Genomic DNA, 17583 nt, shown 5'->3' with positions numbered 1-17583 from the left:
CGGAACTGTTCTCCGGCGGGGCTCCTGGGCGTACGTCTGAGACTTTCTTTGGCGATTACGCCCTTCACTCCTGGGGAATCGACGCCAGAGTCACTTGGCCATCCTGCAGGCACTCGATGAGGATTTGATCATCAGGAGAAAAGACCCAGAAGTCTGGGCCAACTTCCAGAATCTCACTCACGTGGTTCACGGCCGATTCCACCGAAAGAACCACGGTGGGCATAACCAATGTGCCCCAGAAGATCACCACATCAGAATTCTGGCCGACTTTCCCGCGTAGCACGTCCGCGACAACTCGCTCCCCTTCCGCTTCGTTCGAGAAAACGAGGTGATCAAGACCTTGGACACCCTCCCAGTCGATAACGCCACCAGATGTCTGCGGGAATCGGTTCAAGCTGACAGCCTCAAGCGCTCGACTGTCCTCAAGGCCCAGAACACTGTGCCCGACGTGCCCCGCTGGCGACTGTGCGACCATGAACTTGGGGAGAAGATCCCGGCGGCTCCCGTAGCACGGGCTGCGCATTACGAATTCCCTCCCAGGAGATTGATGAAATCACTTTCAGAGCCCTGCCATGGCACCGCCCACTTTTGGGCGGAGTCACCCTTGCCGACCATGACGTTAATATGCGGCCCCTTCACGGGGTCGTAATCCATCCTGAATTGCTTGAACACTCCATTGACTCGGGTCGTGAATCCAACAACCTTCCCGTAAGTGGAGGTTGCCTTTTCGAGGCGCCCCACGAGTGGAACACGGGTAGCGGGATCCACATCTCCAAGCAGGTCCAGTGCCTTATTGCGCGCCTGCTCAAAGCTGTTGAAAGTGTCTGTGACAACTTCCTTACACCCCGAGTTATGTACGAGCACTGGCGTATTTCCAGCCAGTACATAGTACGTGTGTATACCTTCGACCGTGAGGTTGTAGGTGCGTACATGCTGGTCGTAGGCCTGATTTCCCTCGACTACGGTGGTGGCGCGATCGGTGCTCAGAAGATCAGTGCCCGGCTCAAGGTCGCCCGCTCCGACCCAGCGATGCTTCGAGGGGACCCAGAAGGGGTGCTCGCTCGTGGCTGTGATCTTCTTCGGGCCGTCGGGGGTGGCGATCGTCAGGTCGTTGAAGCGCTTGTCGTCATCGGTGACGATCAGACGAGTTACTGCGCGACCTTCTGTTCGGCCGGTGACGGGGTCGGTCGCGAGAACCTGGTCCCCCTCGTTGACGTTCTCGATGTTCCGTGTGGAACGGTCGGCCATCAGGACCTGGGTGCCTGCGACGAAGCACTTGCACCGCTTCCCGAACCGTGCGCGCTCCGCGATCTTCCCGATCCTCGCGAGCTTGTCGCCGACCTTGGCAGCCTTCAAGGCCCACCCCGCGCCGGGGATCAGCGTGACGGCAGTCCAGCCGCACTGCGCATTCCATCCCAGGTCATTTTTGCAGTCAATTGCGTCATTGAAGCCGAAAATTTCCCTCCCGAGGATGACAGCGTCATCGCATTCGAGGTGGTACCAAGGGGCATCCATGCACTCTCGGATGTTGCGCTCGAAAGCACTCTCACGGCCGTCAATGGAAGCCTGGTCTTCGATTTCGGCGTCACGGCGTTTGGCGGCTGCTTCGCTTTCCTCTTTCTCCTCTTGCGCGTCGAGCTCTTCTTGACGCTCCTTCATCCAGAGCGCCATGGAATCCGCCTTGACCTGCGCATAGGCGATCGAGGCCGTCTCGGCGTCCTTGCCTGCCTTCTCGGCATCGGTTCGTGCTTCTGCCGCTGCGAGATAAGCATCGTCAGCGGATGCGCGTGCTGAAGCAGCCGACTCCCCCGCTTGAGCCGCGTAGGCTTCGGCAGCGTCGGCATCCGCTGCGGCGGCTTTCGCCGCCTTGTCTGCGGTCTGTGCCGATTTAGCCGCGTCCGCTGCCGACGCCTGGGCCTGCTTGGCGTAGTCGGCCGCCTGGGCGGCGAATTGTTTGGCCTGGCCCGCCTGTGCCTTGGCCTGCTTGGCGTAGTCGGCTGCCTGGGCTGCGGCCTTGTCGGCTACGGCGGAAGCTGCGGCTGCCTGGGCCGCGGCCTGCTGTGCGTTCGCGGCCACGGCGGACGCGTTGGCAATGAGCTGTTTGATGCCTGCGACGTGGGTTGCGGTCAGGTGATCGAGGCGGGCGGTGCTGTACTGACCGACCTGGATGAAGTTGTGCAGGAGCTGCGGGGGGCTTTCCAGAGCGACCTGGGCGGCTGCCTTGGTTTCGGGGCCGCCGCTGTCGATGAGCTGGGCGACGCGGACACGCTCGTCGGCTTCCCGGGCGGTGTACTGCACCGTGGTGAGGAAGGCGCGGAGTTTGGCCGGGTCCTTGTCGAGCAGCGCCTTGTTCGCCGCGCTCCGCACTTCGGTGCCGGCGCCGTCGGCGATCTGGGAGACGCGGATGCGGTAGTCGTTGAGCGCGGCGTCGTGCTGGCCAGTGCGCAGGAACTCGGAGATCTGCTTGGCGTCGCCCTTGAGTGCCTTGTTCGCCGCGTCGCGGACGGTGTCTATGCGGCTTTCGACCGCGAGGCGCTGGACGTTGGCACGTTCGTCTTCCCGGATGGCTTCCTGCCGGCCTGTCCGCAGATAGGTGCGGATGTCGTCGTCAGTACCGGCGAGCGCGGATTTCGCGGCGGCCTGGCTCCAGGGGGCGCCGGTCTTCATGACCTGGACCGCGAACTTGCGTCCCTTGTCGGCCAGGGCCTTGGTGTCGGTACCCGGCTTGGCCGCCTCGTCGGCGAGGCTTGCGGCCCGGGCGTCGAGGTCCTTGCGGGCCTTGTCCTGGCGTGCGGCATCGGCCGTGCGCCGGTCGTCCGCCTTCTTCAGGACCTTGGCCTGTTCCAGTCTGGCGGCCGTCCTGGCCTTGAGCTCCTCCTCCTCGATCTTGGCCGCGACCTTGTGGACCTTGATGGCCGTGTCGACCGCGTCCTTCGCCGTGTCGGCCGCTTCCTTGGCGGCCGTGGCGTGCTTCTTCGACTCGGCGGCAGCGGTAGCTGCTTCCCCGGCGTGCTTGGCGGCTTCCTCCGCTGCCTTGGCAGCGTTCTCGGCGTGCACGGCGGCGGAACCGGCCGCCTGTGCTGCGTCGCCCGCCGCGTCCGCGGCCTCGTAGGCCAGTGCCCGGGACCTGCTGGCGGCACGTCCGGCCTCGCGGGCCTGGCTGCGGGCGGTTGCCGCCCACTCCCTGGCCTCTGTCGCGTCCGCCCCTGCCGCGTCGGCGAAGGCTCCGGATTCGTCGGCCGCGTCAGCTGCCGCATTGGCGTTGCCGACCGCGTCGGCTGCGGCCTCCGCCGCATCACCCGCAGCCTTCGCGGCGATCTTCACCTGACCGGCGATCTGCTTCGCTTCCGTGGCTGCATCGGCAGCCTTGCGGGCGTCCTCGGCGGCCTGGCGTGCGTCCGACGCGCGCCCGGCGTCCGACGCAGCATCCGCCGCGGCGTTGCGAGCACGTGATGCCGCTTCGGCTGCGCCTGCTGCTGCTGCCGCCGCGTTCGCTGCGGCGTTGGATGCCATGCGGGCCGCGTAATTGGCCGCCTGCGCGGCGCCGATGGCTTCCTGCGCGGCTTCCGCGGCACCCTTCGCCGCCCTCGCGGCGCGCCCTGCGGCCTCGGCCGCGCGGGTGACGTCCTTCGCGGCTGCCTTGGTCTCGTCGCGGGCCTTCTCGGCGGCTTTCTTCGCCAGCTCGGCGGCCTTCACGGCGCGGTCCGATGCCTTCTTCGCGGCATCGGTCTCGCGCTTGGCCACCTTGCCCGCGTCCTCGGCCAGCTTGGCCAACTGGGCGACGGTCAGACGCTCCTGGTCGCGGTCGCGGGCGATGTACTGGCCTACGTTCAGGAACTCGCGTACGTCCTGGATGGAGCCCTTGAACGCGACGTTGCCCGCTTCCTTGGTGGCCGGGCCGCCTGCGCTGATGATCTGGGCGAGCCGGAGCCGGTCGTCGGCCTCCTGGGCCGTGTACTGCGTGCCGTCCAGGAACTTACGTACGTCGCCGATCGAGCCGTTGAGGGCCTTCTGCCCGGCTTCCTTGATGGTCGGCCCGGCGCCGTCCGTGATCTGCGCTGCCTGGATCCGCTGGTCCTGCTCCAGAGGAGCCTGCCAGCCGTCCTTCAGGAAGTTGAGCAGGTCCTGGTCAGAGCCGAGGAGGGCCTTACTCGCAGCCTCGCGGACGCCGGGCCCGCCGATGGAGTAGATCTGGGACGCGCTGATGCGGTTGTCGTGGAGCTCCGCAAGGTCCTCGTCGTGGTCGAGGAACTTGCGTACGTCCGCGTCGGTGCCTATGAGTGCCGCCTCCGCGGCGGCCTTGACCTGGGGCCCGCCGCGCACCCAAAGGTCCACGACGCGAGCCCGGTCGGACATCGGCGGGTCTTCAACCGGAGCAGAGGCATCCGGTATTTCTGCAGCGAATGCGAGGCTGTTCGCGGTCAGCAGCCCCGCGAGGAGGGCCAAGGGGAGCAGGGCCAGGCACAACGTGCGTATGACAAACGCCCAGCCTCCTCCGCCTCTTGTGAAGTAAAGACTGTCTCTCACCGATCAGATCCCCTTTGCAGGTTTCCTGTTGCCGTTATTCGGCTCGCGGGAGCATAACCGCAGCCTTGAGCGAAATGCGAGGTCACCTTGACTCAAATCTGGCTTGGCAAAGGGCGCGTTGACTCGCAGGTATGCACGAGAGGAGGAGGTAATGTCATGCCCTCGACAAAGACCTACCAGGGGTAACGCCAGGCAGGTCAAGAGGAGATGGGCATCACATGCCGTCAAGTAACCGCTGGATCACATGAGGTGATACATTCTTGCCTCGTCATCTTTATTTGACCATTACCAACGGCTTACTTCTTCTGCGGAAATCCTGGAAGGGATTATCGGTGTTGTCTCGCATGCGCAGAATCGCATTTTCCGGTGCCGTCGGAGCTGCCTCCACCGTTCTTGGGAGCTCGGCACTTTTCACCGCCGCGGCCGCGCCCAATCCCGGGGGCGACGCGTCCTTCCCGCCCGCTGTCGAGACGTTCGAGTACCCGAACGCGGCGAAGATCCTCAAGGAGCGCGGCATCGCGCTGCGCAAGGGTGACGGGCATATCCTTCTCTCCGACTGCACCGCCACGACGGACATCGTCGTGTGGTCGTCCCGGATCGAGGAGCCCAATCCGGACCGGGGCCAGTACTGCTTCAAGGTCACCGGTTCGGGCAAGGCCGGCTACCTCTCCCTGGAGATCCCCAAGGTCTATCGCATCGCGACCGGTGACTATGCCGTCCGCGCCAGCCTCACCGCTGACGGCAAGACTCAGGACATCAGTGTGGCCAAGAACGACGGTGAGTCCGTGGGCCAGGGAACGGCTACTCCGGGTTCCCCCACCGTTCTGGTCGAGCTCCGCGTCACCGGCTGACGTACCCGCCGCGCCCAGCGCGTATCCACGGATCCCACTCGGCCGAACTGACAAGCCGAGTTCCCACCCCCGAAGGATGAAACAACATGCCTGCCATACGTCCGCGCGCCGCGTGGGTGACCGGGCTTCTCGCATCCGCAGTCACGGCGAGCCTGCTGACCGGCGTGCCCGCCCACGCGGTTGTCGGCGAAGCGGCGAAGGACGGTACGTACGCGTTCACAGCCAAGCTCGACATCGGCGGTGGGCAGCGCAGCTGCTCCGCGGCCCTGGTCGAGCAGGAGTGGCTGATCACCGCCGCGAGCTGCTTCGCCGACAATCCGGCCCAGGGGTTCAAGGTCGCCGCCGGTGCGCCGAAGCTGAAGACGACGGCCACCATCGGGCGTACTGACCTCACCCGTGACGGCGGCGTTGTGGCGAACGTCGTGGAGCTCGTGCCGAGCGAGGGCCGTGACTTGGTGATGGCCCGGCTGGATCAGCGGGTCACCGGGGTCACCCCTGTCGGTGTCGGCTTCAACGCCGTGCTGCCGGGTGAGGACCTGTGGGTCTCCGGCTATGGCCGCACCAAGGACGAGTGGGTGCCCGACCGCCTGCACTACGCGAAGTTCTCTGTGGGCACGGTCAACGACATGTCCCTCGGCCTCACCGGCAAGTCCGGTGACGCGGTCGTGTGTCAGGGCGACACCGGTGGCCCGGCGTTCCGTGACATCGCCGGCCGGTACGAGCTGGTCGGCGTGAACAGCACTTCCGGGCAGGGCGGCTGCTTCGGCAGCGACGAGTCCGAGACCCGTAAGGGCGCTGTCGACACCCGCGTCGACGACATCGCCGGGTGGGTTCAGTCCGTCTCCTCGCGGAACCTCCTGTCCCGATCCGACTGGAAGAACGCCGCCTACATGGCGTCCGGTTACTTCACGGGCAACTCCGCCGGTGCGAAACGTCGGATGGACCTGTTCGTCGCGTGGAAGGACGGCTCGGCCAGCATCTTCCAGGGGGCTGACCACAACGACCCCAAGCCCGCCTTCTCCAAGGAGTACAAGGTCGCGCCTGCGGGCAGCTACTGGAAGGATGCTCGCGCCGTCACCGCCGGCAACTTCACCGGCAGTGGCAGCGATGGCATCACCGTGCGCTGGGCCAGCGGCAAGCTCTCGACGTACACGCACGTCGACCAGAACGGCTTCCACGACGAGAAGACTCTCGCCTACAGCGACACCTGGAAGCGCGCCCGTCTGATCACCGCAGGCCGCTACACCGCCAACTCACTGCGCGACGACCTGATCGTCCTGTGGGACGACGGCTCCACCTCGATGTACTCCGACACTGACACCAACAAGGTCGGCAAGGAGTCCCAGCTGACCAAGGCGGACAAGGGTTGGGAGAACGCCGCGCAGATCAGCTCCGGTGAGTTCACCGGTGGCAAGACCGCGGACCTGGTCATCCGCTGGAACGACGGTGACACCACCATCTTCCCGACTGTCGACACTGCCGGCTACCACGGCCGCATCCGCATCCGGGACGTCGGTTCCCCCTGGAAGAACGCTCAGATCCTCACGGTCGGCTCCTTCGCAGCTGCCACTAACCGCCCCAACGACATCCTCATCCGTTGGAACGACGGCAACCTGAGCTACTACCCCGGCGTGGATGCCAAGGGCACCCACGACAACGAGGTCCAGCTCGTCGGCTGAGCCGATTCATTTCCGGTGGGGGCCGACGCCAAGGCGTCGGCCCCCACACCCCTTTCATCAGCAAGACACAGCGAAGTCACCGCAAGCCGAGGTCCTCCCACACCATGAAGTCCCTCCCCGCCCACCTCGTGAGCCGCACCCGGCAGGGGCTGTGCGGAATCGCTCTGGCCGCCTCGCTGTCCACGGCCGCTGTCGCGGGTCCGTTCACCGCCGATGCCAGTGACGCCGATGGTGGTCCGCAGGGGGCGCAGCCTCGTGGCGTGCCCAACCTCAGCCTGCCCGATCTCCGCAAGGGCAATGGCGGTGCCGAAGCTCTGAAGGAGGTCACGGGCATACCCGCGACCGCCCTTGACGCCTACCGGAAGGCCGGGCAGGCCCTGGCCGGTAGTCAGCCCGGCTGTCATCTGCCCTGGGAGCTGGTCGCAGGGATCGGTCGCATCGAATCCGTCCACGCCTCCGGATACGGCCTGCGCACCGACGGGTCCACCGAGAGGCCGATCCGTGGACCCCGGCTCGACGGCAAGCAGTTCGCCCTGATCCGCGACACCGACGGTGGGCGCTGGGACGGGGACACGGAGTACGACCGGGCCGTCGGCCCCACCCAGTTCATCCCCTCTACCTGGGTCCTATGGGGTGCCGACGGCAATGGCGACGGGGTCAAGGACCCCAACAACATCTACGACGCCGCTCTCGGTACTGCCCGCTACCTCTGCTCGGGCGGCCGGGACCTGGCCAACGCGGCCGACCTCGACAAGGCCATCCTCAGCTACAACAACTCGCGCGAATACGTGAACGCCGTACTGGACTGGATGCACACCTACCAGGCCGACAAGACCACCGCGATACCCGACGACACCGCGGCGACCCCCTACCGCCCCGATCCCTCGGCCGCTGCCACCGGCGCGCACTCCGGTTCCGCCCCTGCCAGGGCAACCCTGACTTCGGCCGCTACCAACACCGCCGCGAACCACCGTCCCAATGTGCCTACGCCGCCCACGCCGGAGAAGACGCCCGACCCCGGTACGGACACCAGGCCGGAACCCAAGCCCAAGCCCGATCCCAAGCCGGACCCGCGTACCGTCCGCCGCCTCGACCCCATCGACGGGCAGGACCTCCAGGCCGAAGCCGGGAAGAAGCTCGACCGGCCGGCCGGGGTCCGGGCCACGAATGCCCAGGGCGGGGCCGTCTCCCGGAAGGGCGTCACCTTCGACATCGTGGGCGACACCCTCGCGCGATTCCCCGACGGCGCGCGGACCGCCACCGCCACCACCGACGCCCAGGGCATCGCCGTCGCACCGCTCCTCCGTACCGGCGACAGGCCCGGCCGTTTCACCATCAAGGCAAGCGCACCGGGCGAGCCCGGCAAGGCCGTCACCTTCCAGGTGACTCTCCGCCCGTCGCCCACCGCCACCGCCGACATGCTGACGCTCCTCGACGTGCGGCCTCTGCGCGCCACCGCGGGCAGCGCGTTCTCCGACGCCCTACGCGTCAAGGCGACCCGCTACGGGCAGGCCGCAGCCGGAACCGTGATCACTGCGACGGTGATCTCCGGCAAGGAGAACCCGGCGGAGAACACCATCGGCCCCTACTTCACGCGCCCGGACAGCACCGGCCCGCTGCGTACCCTCGTCCTCCCCGCGCCGGGCGTCGACGGCGTGATCACCCTCCCGGAAGTCCGTGCTGATCAGACTCCCGGCACCTACATCCTCCGCCTCGCCACGCCCGATGGGGTCACCCTGGACATCGATCTCACGGTCACCCCGCCTCCGGCCGACAGATGAGGTCAGGGCGGGCGGCGACAAGACCGGACAATAGTCGTGCCCATGCCATTACGTCATCAATGGCAAGCATCAGTGACTCCAGGGCGGAAGCTCGCATAGTTGATCAAGTGCGTCCGGAATGGTATGAGGTGATATATTCCATCGGTTGTTTATGTCCCGCTGATACGTGGTGGTGAGTCCGCGCCCGAAACGGCAGCTCCCGCAGGATTCACTCGCCCCCACATGGAACCCCCGACAATGAGCTCGATATCCACCGCCGCCCCGAAGCAGTCCGGCGAACCCTCCACCAAGCGTGTGCGCCTGGATTCGCTCACGGGTCTGCGCTGGTACGCGGCGCTGCTCGTCTTCTGCTACCACTTCTTCTACGAAGAGACCACCACCGGCACCGCCCAGCACATGGACAAGCTGAAGCAGGTCGTCTACGACGGCCCCTCGGCGGTTTCCTTCTTCTTCATCCTCTCCGGATTCGTCCTCGCCTGGTCCGCGCGGCCCCGCGACACCGTGACCGGATTCTGGCGGCGCCGCTTCGCCCGCATCTACCCGAGCCATGTGGCGACCTTCTGCCTGGCCGCGGTTTCCATCGCCTGGATGGGCAAGGTCCTCGACCCGGGCATCGCGCTGGGGAATCTGGGCCTGATCCAGTCCTGGATACCGAACCGGACCGACTGGTGGTTCGGGTACAACGGGGTTTCCTGGTCGCTGAGTTGCGAGGCGCTCTTCTACCTCGCGTTCCCGTTCATCATCAAGGCCGTCAGGCGGCTGTCGAACCGGGGGCTATGGGCGACGGTGATCGCCGGCAACGCGTGTGTCGCCCTGCTCCCGCTGTTCACCGCACCCATCGGGCATGCCACCGGCTGGGACGCGAAGTTCGTGGTCTATATCCTGCCGCCCGTGCGACTGATCGAGTTCGTGATCGGTATCGCCGTCGCTCTGCTCGTGAAGAACGGCGCCTGGCGCGGTCCCGGCCTGCTCGCCAGCCTTTCGCTGTCCCTCATCGTCATTTTCGGCCCGGTCCACGTCATGCCCTACAACTTTCACTGGGCCGCCGACACCGTCATTCCGTTCACTCTCACCATCGCCGCGGCCGCCCGGGCCGATATCAAGGGTGAGCCGTCCCCCTTCAGGAACCGGTACGTCGTCTACCTCGGTGAGATCTCCTTCGCGCTCTACCTTGTGCACGAAATCATCATCTTCAGCGCCGACCATTTCCTGAAGACGCACCAGTTGGTCATCCCGGTGACGCTGCATCTGAGTCTGGTCCTGGCGATGTCCGTTGTCGCCGCGGTGCTCCTGCACGAGTGGGTGGAGAAGCCCGGGGTGAAGCTGCTCTCCGGCAGCCGACGGAAGCCTCCCGCCGACCGGGTCCCGGTCGGCGGCGATTCCTCGGCCGACGGCTCCGAGGGCTCCGAGGGCTCTGACGGCTCCGACGGCAATGCCGGAGCCCTCGCGTTCATCCCGCGTCAACGATCCGCTCCGGCGACTCCCGCCCCGAATGTTCCGGACCCGACCCAACCGCCGTCACGTTCCTGATCGCGGGCCGTAGCCGTAGCTGTGCCCGTGGTGCAGGGCAGCACCTGGCGGATGATGCGGCTGGGCAGCCCGGCCGCGAGGAGGGCGCGGATGCGCCGTACGGTGGCGGTATCGGAGTCGGCGTAGTCCCGATAGCCGTTCGGCAGGCGCTCGGGCCGCAGCAGCCCGGCCCGGTCGTAGTAGCGCGGCAGCCGCTCGCTGGTCCCGGTCCGTTCGGCCAGCTCCCCGATCAGCATGGGCTCGGCCGACGACGGCCACGCCACGGCGTGGCGGGAACTGGGCGAGGCCCTGGCCGCCCACCCCGATCGCTTCCTGGGCTTCGGGTCCGTCCGGCTGGGCCGCACCGCCGCCGAGACCGCGGCCGCGGTGGCGCGTGACGTGGTCGGCCGCGGATTGCACGGCATCGGGGAGCTCAGCCCGCCGCCGAACCGGGCGGACCTGGTCGAGCCGGTGCTCCGGGCGGCGGGCGACCACGCGGGTCTCCCGGTGGGCGTTCGCGGAATCCGCGTGGTTGTAGAAGGTCGAGCCGATCCTGTCGCCGGCCAGGGCCCCGAGCCACAGGAACCACCACGCCTTCACCGGCGCATGGGACACCTTGCGCCAGGAGCCGCCGACCGGTGCGGGCGGGGAGCGGGGTGCGCTGGCCGGTGCGGCTGGTTTCCTCGTCGCCGGCGCTCGTGACACGATGACTGACCCACCGATGCCTGGCCCTGGGGCTCGCCGAAGCGGCTCGCACCGGGCCTCCGGATGACAGACGCTCACTGCTTGCCAAGGAGCCCACGATGGATCCGCAGCACTTCGAGCTGCTCGAAGAGGCCCGCCGTGCCCTGCCGGAAGGGTTCAAAGCCGAATTGTCCGGCGACATCCTCGTCACGCAGGCGTCTCCCTCGGCCATCCATCAGCTCAACCTCAGCAAGATCCGCCGCCAGTTCGACGCGCACACCCCGACGGGGTACATCGACACCGGCAATACGGATCTCGAATCCCCGCAGACTGCGAAGGTCCGCAACCCCGACCTGACCTATCTGCCTGAAGAGGCCATGGTTACCACGGACAGCAGTGTGGCCGCCGAGCTGGCACTGATCGCCGTGGAGGTCGTCTCTCCCTCGAACCCGGAGAACGACTGGGTCGGCAAACTCCGCGACTATCCCTTGATGGGCATTCCGCTGTATCTCGTCGTCGATGCCCGGCAGAAGACGGTGACGCTGTTCAGCGAGGTGGAAAACGGACGCTACCGGCTGCGTGAAGACGCCGACTTCGGCGAAACTGTGCACATCCCCGAACCATTCGGGTTCATCCTCGACACCGGCGGACTCCGGCCCTACTGACCCTCCGTACGCAGTCCGCCTCCTGAAGCGGCACCGCTACTCCGCCGGCCTCCGCAACCGCGCCACGAACTTGTACCGATCCCCCCGGTACACCGACCGCACCCACTCCACCGGCTCCCCCTGCGCGTCCAGGGAGTGGCGGGAGAGCATCAGCATCGGCAGGCCCACGTCCGTGCCGAGCAGGCCCGCTTCGCGGGGGGTCGCCAGGGACGTCTCGATCGTCTCCTCCGCCTCCGCCAGGCGGACGTCGTAGACCTCCGCCAGGGCGGTGTAGAGCGAGGTGTACTTCACCAGGCTCCGGCGCAGCGCCGGGAACCGCTTCGCGGACAGGTGGGTGGTCTCGATCGCCATCGGCTCGCCGCTGGCGAGGCGCAGGCGTTCGATGCGCAGGACGCGGCCGCCCGTGGTGATGTCGAGGAGCGAGGCGAGCCGGTCGTCGGCGGTGACGTAGCCGATGTCGAGGAGCTGTGAGGTGGGCTCGAGGCCCTGGGCGCGCATGTCCTCCGTGTAGGAGGTCAGTTGGAGCGCCTGGGAGACCTTCGGCTTCGCGACGAAGGTCCCCTTGCCCTGGATGCGCTCCAGGCGCCCCTCGACCACCAGCTCCTGGAGGGCCTGGCGTACGGTCGTACGAGAGGTGTCGAACTCGGCGGCCAGCGTCCGCTCCGGCGGCACGGGGGTGCCGGGGGGCATGGTTTCGGTCATTTCCAGCAAGTGCCGTTTGAGCCGGTAATACTTGGGAACGCGCGCGACCCGCGCGCCGCCCGACGCGCCGCCGCTCTCCTTCGCACCTGCCGTACCACCGTCGGTCACCATCGTGTGCCTTCCCGACTCCGATCCTGCTGCTGTCACCGGCTCCTCCGTCTGTCGCGGTCACATCGTGGCACGGGCAGCGCCCGAGGAGCCCTGGGACGCCAGGCCGGCCTCGAGGTGTCGGTCCGGTAACGGAGCCGACAGCGACTCTTATACACCCTTGACACCCCAAAAGGTCTAGGCCAAGCTGCGGGCACTGGTCTAAACCATTAAAGACCACATTCGGTCCTTGAGGAGAGTGCTGTGAAGCGTGGGCTCATAGCGGCGACGGGTGTCGCGGCCATGTTGGTGAGTGTTGCTGCCTGTGGGTCCAGCGACAGTGACAAGGGATCGGACGGAAACGGTTCCAAGGACAAGAGCCTGACCGTGTGGTTCATGGACGGCTCGAACCCGGCGGGCTGGACGAAGTCGGTGCAGGCCGAGTTCGAGCAGCAGACCGGCGCCAAGCTGAACATCCAGGTCCAGCAGTGGAACGGCATCCAGCAGAAGCTGACCACCGCCCTCTCCGAGTCCTCCCCGCCCGATGTCATCGAGATCGGCAATACGCAGACCCCCTCGTACGCCCAGACCGGTGGCCTCGCCGACCTCGGCGACCTCAAGAAGGAGATCGGCGGGGGCTGGACCGAGTCCCTCGACAAGCCCTCCGTCTTCGAGGGCAAGCAGTACGCCGCCCCCTGGTACGCCGCCAACCGCGTCGTGATCTACAACAAGAGGATCTGGGCGGACGCGGGCATCAAGGACGTCCCGAAGACCCGCGACGAGTTCTTCAAGGACTTGGACGCCATCCAGAAGAAGGGCGACGCCGAGCCGCTCTACCTGCCCGGCCAGAACTGGTACTTCTTCGACGGCCTCACCATCGGCACCGGCGCCGACCTGGTGAAGAAGGACGGCAAGAAGTACGTGTCCAACCTCGGCGACCCCAAGGTCTCCAAGGCCATGGACATCTACAAGCAGTACCAGGCGTTCAGCAAGGCCCCCAAGGACAAGGACGAGGCCAACCCGCAGCAGGCCGACGTCTTCGCCAAGGGCAAGACCGGCGCGTTCATCGGCATGGGCTACGAGGCGCAGACCGCCATCAAGGCGAACCCGGCCATCGAGAAGGAGATCGGCTACTTCACCATCCCCGGTGAGACCGCCGACAAGCCCGAGGGCGTCTTCCTCGGCGGCTCCAACCTCGCCATCGCGGAGGGCAGCAAGAAGCAGGACCTCGCCAGGCAGTTCCTGAAGATCGCGCTGTCCGACAAGAACGAGGCCGCGCTGTCCAAGGAGGTCGGCAACATCCCCAACAAGGACGCCCTGCTCGCGAGCGTGAAGGGCAACCCGGCCGCCGAGGCCGCCGCCCCCGCTGCCAAGGGCGGTGGCACCACCCCGCTGATCCCCGAGTGGGCCGAGGTGGAGAACGCCCCGAACCCGATCAAGGCGTACATGACGGCCGTCCTCAACGGCAAGTCGCCGGAGGAAGCCGCCAAGCAGGTCGAAGGCGACATGAACAAGCGGCTCAGCAAGAAGCAGTGATCCGGCCGGTGGTGTGAGGGGCCCTCCTTTCCCAGGGCCCCTCTCGCCACCGCCGCGCACCTCGCAATACGTTCGACAGGGGAGAAGGCGGACGACGATGTCAGCGCAGATCGAAGAGGCGACGGCCGAGCCCGCCGCCCGGATCAGCAGAGGCGGCGCCCCGCCACCCCGCCGCGGCCGGGCCGCGGCGGGCGCCCCGTACCTCCTGATCCTCCCCGCCGCCCTCGTCACCGTGCTGCTGCTCGGCTGGACGATGGTCAAGAACGGGCTGCTGTCCTTCCAGGACCTGGGCCGCCGGCAGCTGATCCGGCACATCACCGAGTGGATCGGCTTCGACAACTACAGCGAGCAGCTCGGCAGTTCCGACTTCTGGAAGGTCACCGCGCGCTCGGTGGTCTTCACCGCAGCCAACGTCGTCCTGATCATGGCGCTCGGCTGTCTCGTCGGGCTGCTGCTCGCCCGCCTCGGCACCAAGCTGCGGCTGCTGCTCTCGCTCGGCCTCGTCCTCGCCTGGGCCATGCCCGTCGTGGCCGCGACCACCGTCTTCCAGTGGCTGTTCGCCCAGCGGTTCGGCGTCGTCAACTACGTGCTGGACAAGCTCGGCTGGCACTCGATGGCCCACTACAACTGGACCAGCACGCAGTTCTCCACCTTCTTCGTGGTCACCGTGCTCATCGTGTGGCAGTCGATCCCCTTCGTGGCGATCAACCTCTACGCGGCGACGACCACGATCCCCAAGGAGCTCTACGAAGCGGCCTCGCTGGACGGCGCGGGCAGCTGGAAGCAGTTCACCTCGGTGACCTTCCCCTTCCTCAAGCCGTTCTTCCTCGCCACGACGTTCCTCGAAGTCATCTGGGTCTTCAAGTCGTTCACCCAGATCTTCGCGATCAACGAGGGCGGTCCCGAGCGGCTCACGGAGACCCTGCCGGTCTACGCGTTCGTCGAGGGCATGGGCAACCAGCACTTCGGCGCCGGGGCCGCGATCTCCATCCTCACCATCGTCATCCTGCTGGCCCTGACGGCGTACTACCTGCGCCTTGTCCTCAAGCAAGAGGAGGACGAGCTGTGAACCGCTCGCTTCTCGGCCGCGCCTGGCCCGGGGCGGCGGCCGTCGTCCTCTTCGCGGTCTTCGCCTTCCCCGTCTACTGGATGTTCTCCACGGCCTTCAAGGCCAACAAGGACATCGTCAGCGACACCCCCCAGTGGTTCCCGTCGAACCCCACCTTCGAGCACTTCCGCAAGGCGGTGGACGCGGACGGCTTCTGGCACCTCGTCGGCAACTCCCTCACCGTGACGCTGGTCGCCGTCGGGCTGTCGCTGGTGATCGCGCTGCTCGCGTCGTTCGCCGTCGCGCGGATGCGCTTCAAGGGCCGCAAGAGCTTCATCCTCGTGATGATGATGGCCCAGATGGCGCCCTGGGAGGTCATGGTCATCGCGTACTACATGATCGTGCGCGACGCCGAGATGCTGAACAGCCTCCCGCCGCTGATCGCCATCTACACGGTCATGGTGCTGCCCTTCACCGTGCTCACGCTGCGCGGCTACGTGGCCGCCGTGCCCAAGGAGCTGGAGGAGTCCGCGATGGTCGACGGGTGCACCCGCACCCAGGCGTTCATCAAGGTGATCTTCCCGCTGCTCGCCCCCGGTGTGATGGCCACCTCGCTCTTCGGCTTCATCACCGTCTGGAACGAGTTCCCGATGGTCCTGATCCTCAGCAAGGACCCCGGCGCGCAGACGCTCCCGCTCTGGCTCACCAGCTTCCGCTCCACCTTCGGCGACGACTGGGGCGCCACGATGGCCGCCTCCTCGCTCTTCGCCCTGCCGATCCTCATCCTCTTCGTCATCCTCCAGCGCAAGGCGGTCGGTGGCCTTACGTCCGGCGCAGTGAAGGGCTAGCACTTACTTCCATGGACACGCTCACCCGGGACGCCCTCACGGTCCTCCAGCCGGGATTCACCGGCACCACCGCCCCCGGCTGGCTGCTGCGCAGACTCGGCGAAGGGCTGGCCGCAGTCGGCCTGTTCGGCCGCAACATCGCCTCGCCGGAGCAGCTCGCCGCCCTCACCGCCCAACTGCGGGCGGAGCGCGACGACGTGCTCGTGGCGATCGACGAGGAGGGCGGCGACGTCACCCGCCTGGAGGCCCGTACGGGTTCCTCCTTCCCCGGCAACCTCGCGCTCGGCGCCGTCGACGACACCGCGCTGACCAGGGCCGTCGCCCTCGAACTCGGCCGCCGCCTCGTGGCCTGCGGCGTCAACCTCAACTGGGCGCCCTCCGCGGACGTCAACTCCGACCCGGACAACCCGGTCATCGGCGTACGGTCCTTCGGCGCCGACCCGGCGCTGGTCGCCCGGCACACCGCCGCCTACGTCGAGGGGATGCAGGCGGCGGGTGTGGCCGCCTGCACCAAGCACTTCCCCGGCCACGGCGACACGGCCGTCGACTCCCACCACGACATGCCCCGCATCGACGCCGGCCTCGGCACGCTGCACACCCGGGAACTGGTGCCCTTCCGGGCGGCCGTGGCCGCGGGCACCAAGGCCGTGATGAGCGCGCACATCCTGCTGCCCGCGCTCGACCCCACGCTGCCCGCGACCCTCAGCCCGGCCGCGCTGCACGGCCTGCTGCGGGCCCCCGCCACCGAGGGCGGCCTCGGCTTCGACGGCCTGATCGTCACCGACGGCATGGAGATGCGGGCCATCGCCGCGACCTACGGCATCGAACGCGGCAGCGTCATGGCCGTCGCCGCGGGCGCCGACGCGATCTGCGTCGGCGGCGGCCTGGCCGACGAGGAGACGGTGCTGCGGCTGCGCGACGCGCTGGTCGGCGCCGTGCGCTCCGGGGAACTGGCGGAGGAGCGGCTCGCCGACGCGGCCGCGCGGGTACGGGCGCTGGCGCGCGACGTGGCCCGCGGGCCGGCCGAGGCCGTGCCCGCGCCCGAAGTGGGCCTGGTGGCCGCCCGCCGCGCGCTGCGGGTGACTCCGTCGGCGGGGTACGAGCCGCTGACCGGGCCCGCGCACGTCGCGGCCTTCACTCCCGTCGCGAACATAGCCGTCGGCGACGAGACACCGTGGGGGGTGGCGGCGGAGCTCTCCCGGCTGCTGCCGGGGACGACGGCGGGTACGTACGGGCGCGACGACGCGGGAGTGGAGCGCGTCCTGGCCGACGCGGGGGCCCGGCGGGTGGTGGCGGTGGTGCGCGACGTCCACCGGCATCCGTGGATGGCGAAGGCGCTCGGCTCGCTGCTTTCGGCTCGGCCGGATGCGGTGGTGGTGGAGATGGGCCTGAACGTGGCGCCTCCGGCGGGGGCGCTGCATGTGGCTACGCATGGGGCGGGGCGGGTGTGCGGCGTCGCTGCGGCGGAGGTTATCGCGGGGCGCTGATGTGTGACGGCGGGTGCGGGTCGCTCGCGCCTGCGGCGGGCTTTTTCCCCTACCCGCCCCTTCCCGAAACTGGGGGCAAGCCCCCAGGAGAGGTCCATGACCGTGTCGGCGCCCCAGCGGGTCGCCCAGGTCATCTTCTCGACCTCCTCCTCGATCGAGGAGGTGACGGCGGAATTGCC

Annotated in this window: 13 protein-coding genes and 1 pseudogene; 9 read left to right on the top strand and 5 right to left on the bottom strand. The window is 67.5% G+C overall.

Going from position 1 to position 17583, the window contains the following annotated elements; all coding sequences use genetic code 11:
- Positions 1-64 precede the first annotated feature (64 nt).
- Positions 65-394, bottom strand: coding sequence for a hypothetical protein (locus tag AB0435_RS03740; RefSeq protein WP_366426130.1), 330 nt, complete (start codon positions 392-394; stop codon positions 65-67).
- 128 nt (positions 395-522) lie between these two features.
- Entirely contained in the window at positions 523-4446 is a 3924-nt protein-coding gene (locus AB0435_RS03735; protein ID WP_366426129.1) for a polymorphic toxin-type HINT domain-containing protein, read from the bottom strand.
- A gap of 359 nt (positions 4447-4805) precedes the next feature.
- Between AB0435_RS03735 and AB0435_RS03730 the strand changes: the two genes are divergently transcribed.
- The 4 genes from AB0435_RS03730 (at position 4806) to AB0435_RS03715 (ending at position 10368) form a co-directional block, all read left to right on the top strand.
- A complete protein-coding gene (locus AB0435_RS03730) occupies positions 4806-5378 on the top strand; it encodes a hypothetical protein (protein ID WP_366426128.1) in 573 nt (190 codons plus the stop codon).
- An 86-nt stretch (positions 5379-5464) separates the two neighbouring features.
- Positions 5465-7057 (top strand): S1 family peptidase, encoded by a 1593-nt coding sequence (locus tag AB0435_RS03725; RefSeq protein ID WP_366426127.1) that lies wholly within the window; start codon positions 5465-5467, stop codon positions 7055-7057.
- 104 nt (positions 7058-7161) lie between these two features.
- Entirely contained in the window at positions 7162-8838 is a 1677-nt protein-coding gene (locus AB0435_RS03720) for a lytic murein transglycosylase (RefSeq protein WP_366426126.1), read from the top strand.
- A 237-nt stretch (positions 8839-9075) separates the two neighbouring features.
- Positions 9076-10368, top strand: coding sequence for an acyltransferase family protein (locus AB0435_RS03715; RefSeq protein WP_366426125.1), 1293 nt, complete (start codon positions 9076-9078; stop codon positions 10366-10368).
- Here AB0435_RS03715 and AB0435_RS03710 read toward each other — a convergent pair.
- Positions 10299-10631, bottom strand: a complete 333-nt coding sequence (locus AB0435_RS03710; protein WP_366426124.1) for a MerR family transcriptional regulator — start codon at positions 10629-10631, stop codon at positions 10299-10301. The two genes, AB0435_RS03715 and AB0435_RS03710, sit on opposite strands and share 70 nt — an antisense overlap.
- Positions 10632-11150: 519 nt before the next feature.
- Here AB0435_RS03710 and AB0435_RS03705 point away from each other — a divergent pair.
- Positions 11151-11696, top strand: coding sequence for a Uma2 family endonuclease (locus AB0435_RS03705; protein WP_366426123.1), 546 nt, complete (start codon positions 11151-11153; stop codon positions 11694-11696).
- 36 nt (positions 11697-11732) lie between these two features.
- On the opposite strand, the gene AB0435_RS03700 is transcribed toward AB0435_RS03705, so the two are convergent.
- The gene (locus AB0435_RS03700) at positions 11733-12509 is read right to left on the bottom strand and encodes a GntR family transcriptional regulator (protein ID WP_366008103.1); all 777 of its coding nucleotides are present in this window, start codon (positions 12507-12509) and stop codon (positions 11733-11735) included.
- A gap of 240 nt (positions 12510-12749) precedes the next feature.
- On the opposite strand from AB0435_RS03700, the gene AB0435_RS03695 reads away from it, so the two are divergent.
- The 4 genes from AB0435_RS03695 to AB0435_RS03680 all read left to right on the top strand — a co-directional run bounded on the left by AB0435_RS03695 (position 12750) and on the right by AB0435_RS03680 (position 17404).
- On the top strand, positions 12750-14021 hold the full coding sequence (locus tag AB0435_RS03695; protein WP_366008099.1) for an extracellular solute-binding protein: 1272 nt from the start codon (positions 12750-12752) through the stop codon (positions 14019-14021).
- A gap of 97 nt (positions 14022-14118) precedes the next feature.
- A complete protein-coding gene (locus AB0435_RS03690) occupies positions 14119-15090 on the top strand; it encodes a sugar ABC transporter permease (protein ID WP_366008100.1) in 972 nt (323 codons plus the stop codon).
- On the top strand, positions 15087-15917 hold the full coding sequence (locus AB0435_RS03685; RefSeq protein ID WP_366426122.1) for a carbohydrate ABC transporter permease: 831 nt from the start codon (positions 15087-15089) through the stop codon (positions 15915-15917). The genes AB0435_RS03690 and AB0435_RS03685 overlap by 4 nt, the downstream gene beginning before the upstream one ends.
- 11 nt (positions 15918-15928) lie before the next feature.
- Positions 15929-17404, top strand: a complete 1476-nt coding sequence (locus AB0435_RS03680) for a glycoside hydrolase family 3 N-terminal domain-containing protein (RefSeq protein ID WP_366426121.1) — start codon at positions 15929-15931, stop codon at positions 17402-17404.
- Positions 17405-17490: 86 nt separating this feature from the next.
- Here AB0435_RS03680 and AB0435_RS03675 read toward each other — a convergent pair.
- A pseudogene (locus AB0435_RS03675) lies at positions 17491-17583 on the bottom strand (phosphomethylpyrimidine synthase ThiC); the annotation flags it as partial.

The sequence above is a fragment of the Streptomyces sp. NPDC051173 genome (genome assembly GCF_040689515.1).
Lineage (GTDB): Bacteria > Actinomycetota > Actinomycetes > Streptomycetales > Streptomycetaceae > Streptomyces.
Note: the sequence above shows the minus strand (reverse complement) of the source record. Positions and strands in the feature narration are given on the sequence as shown.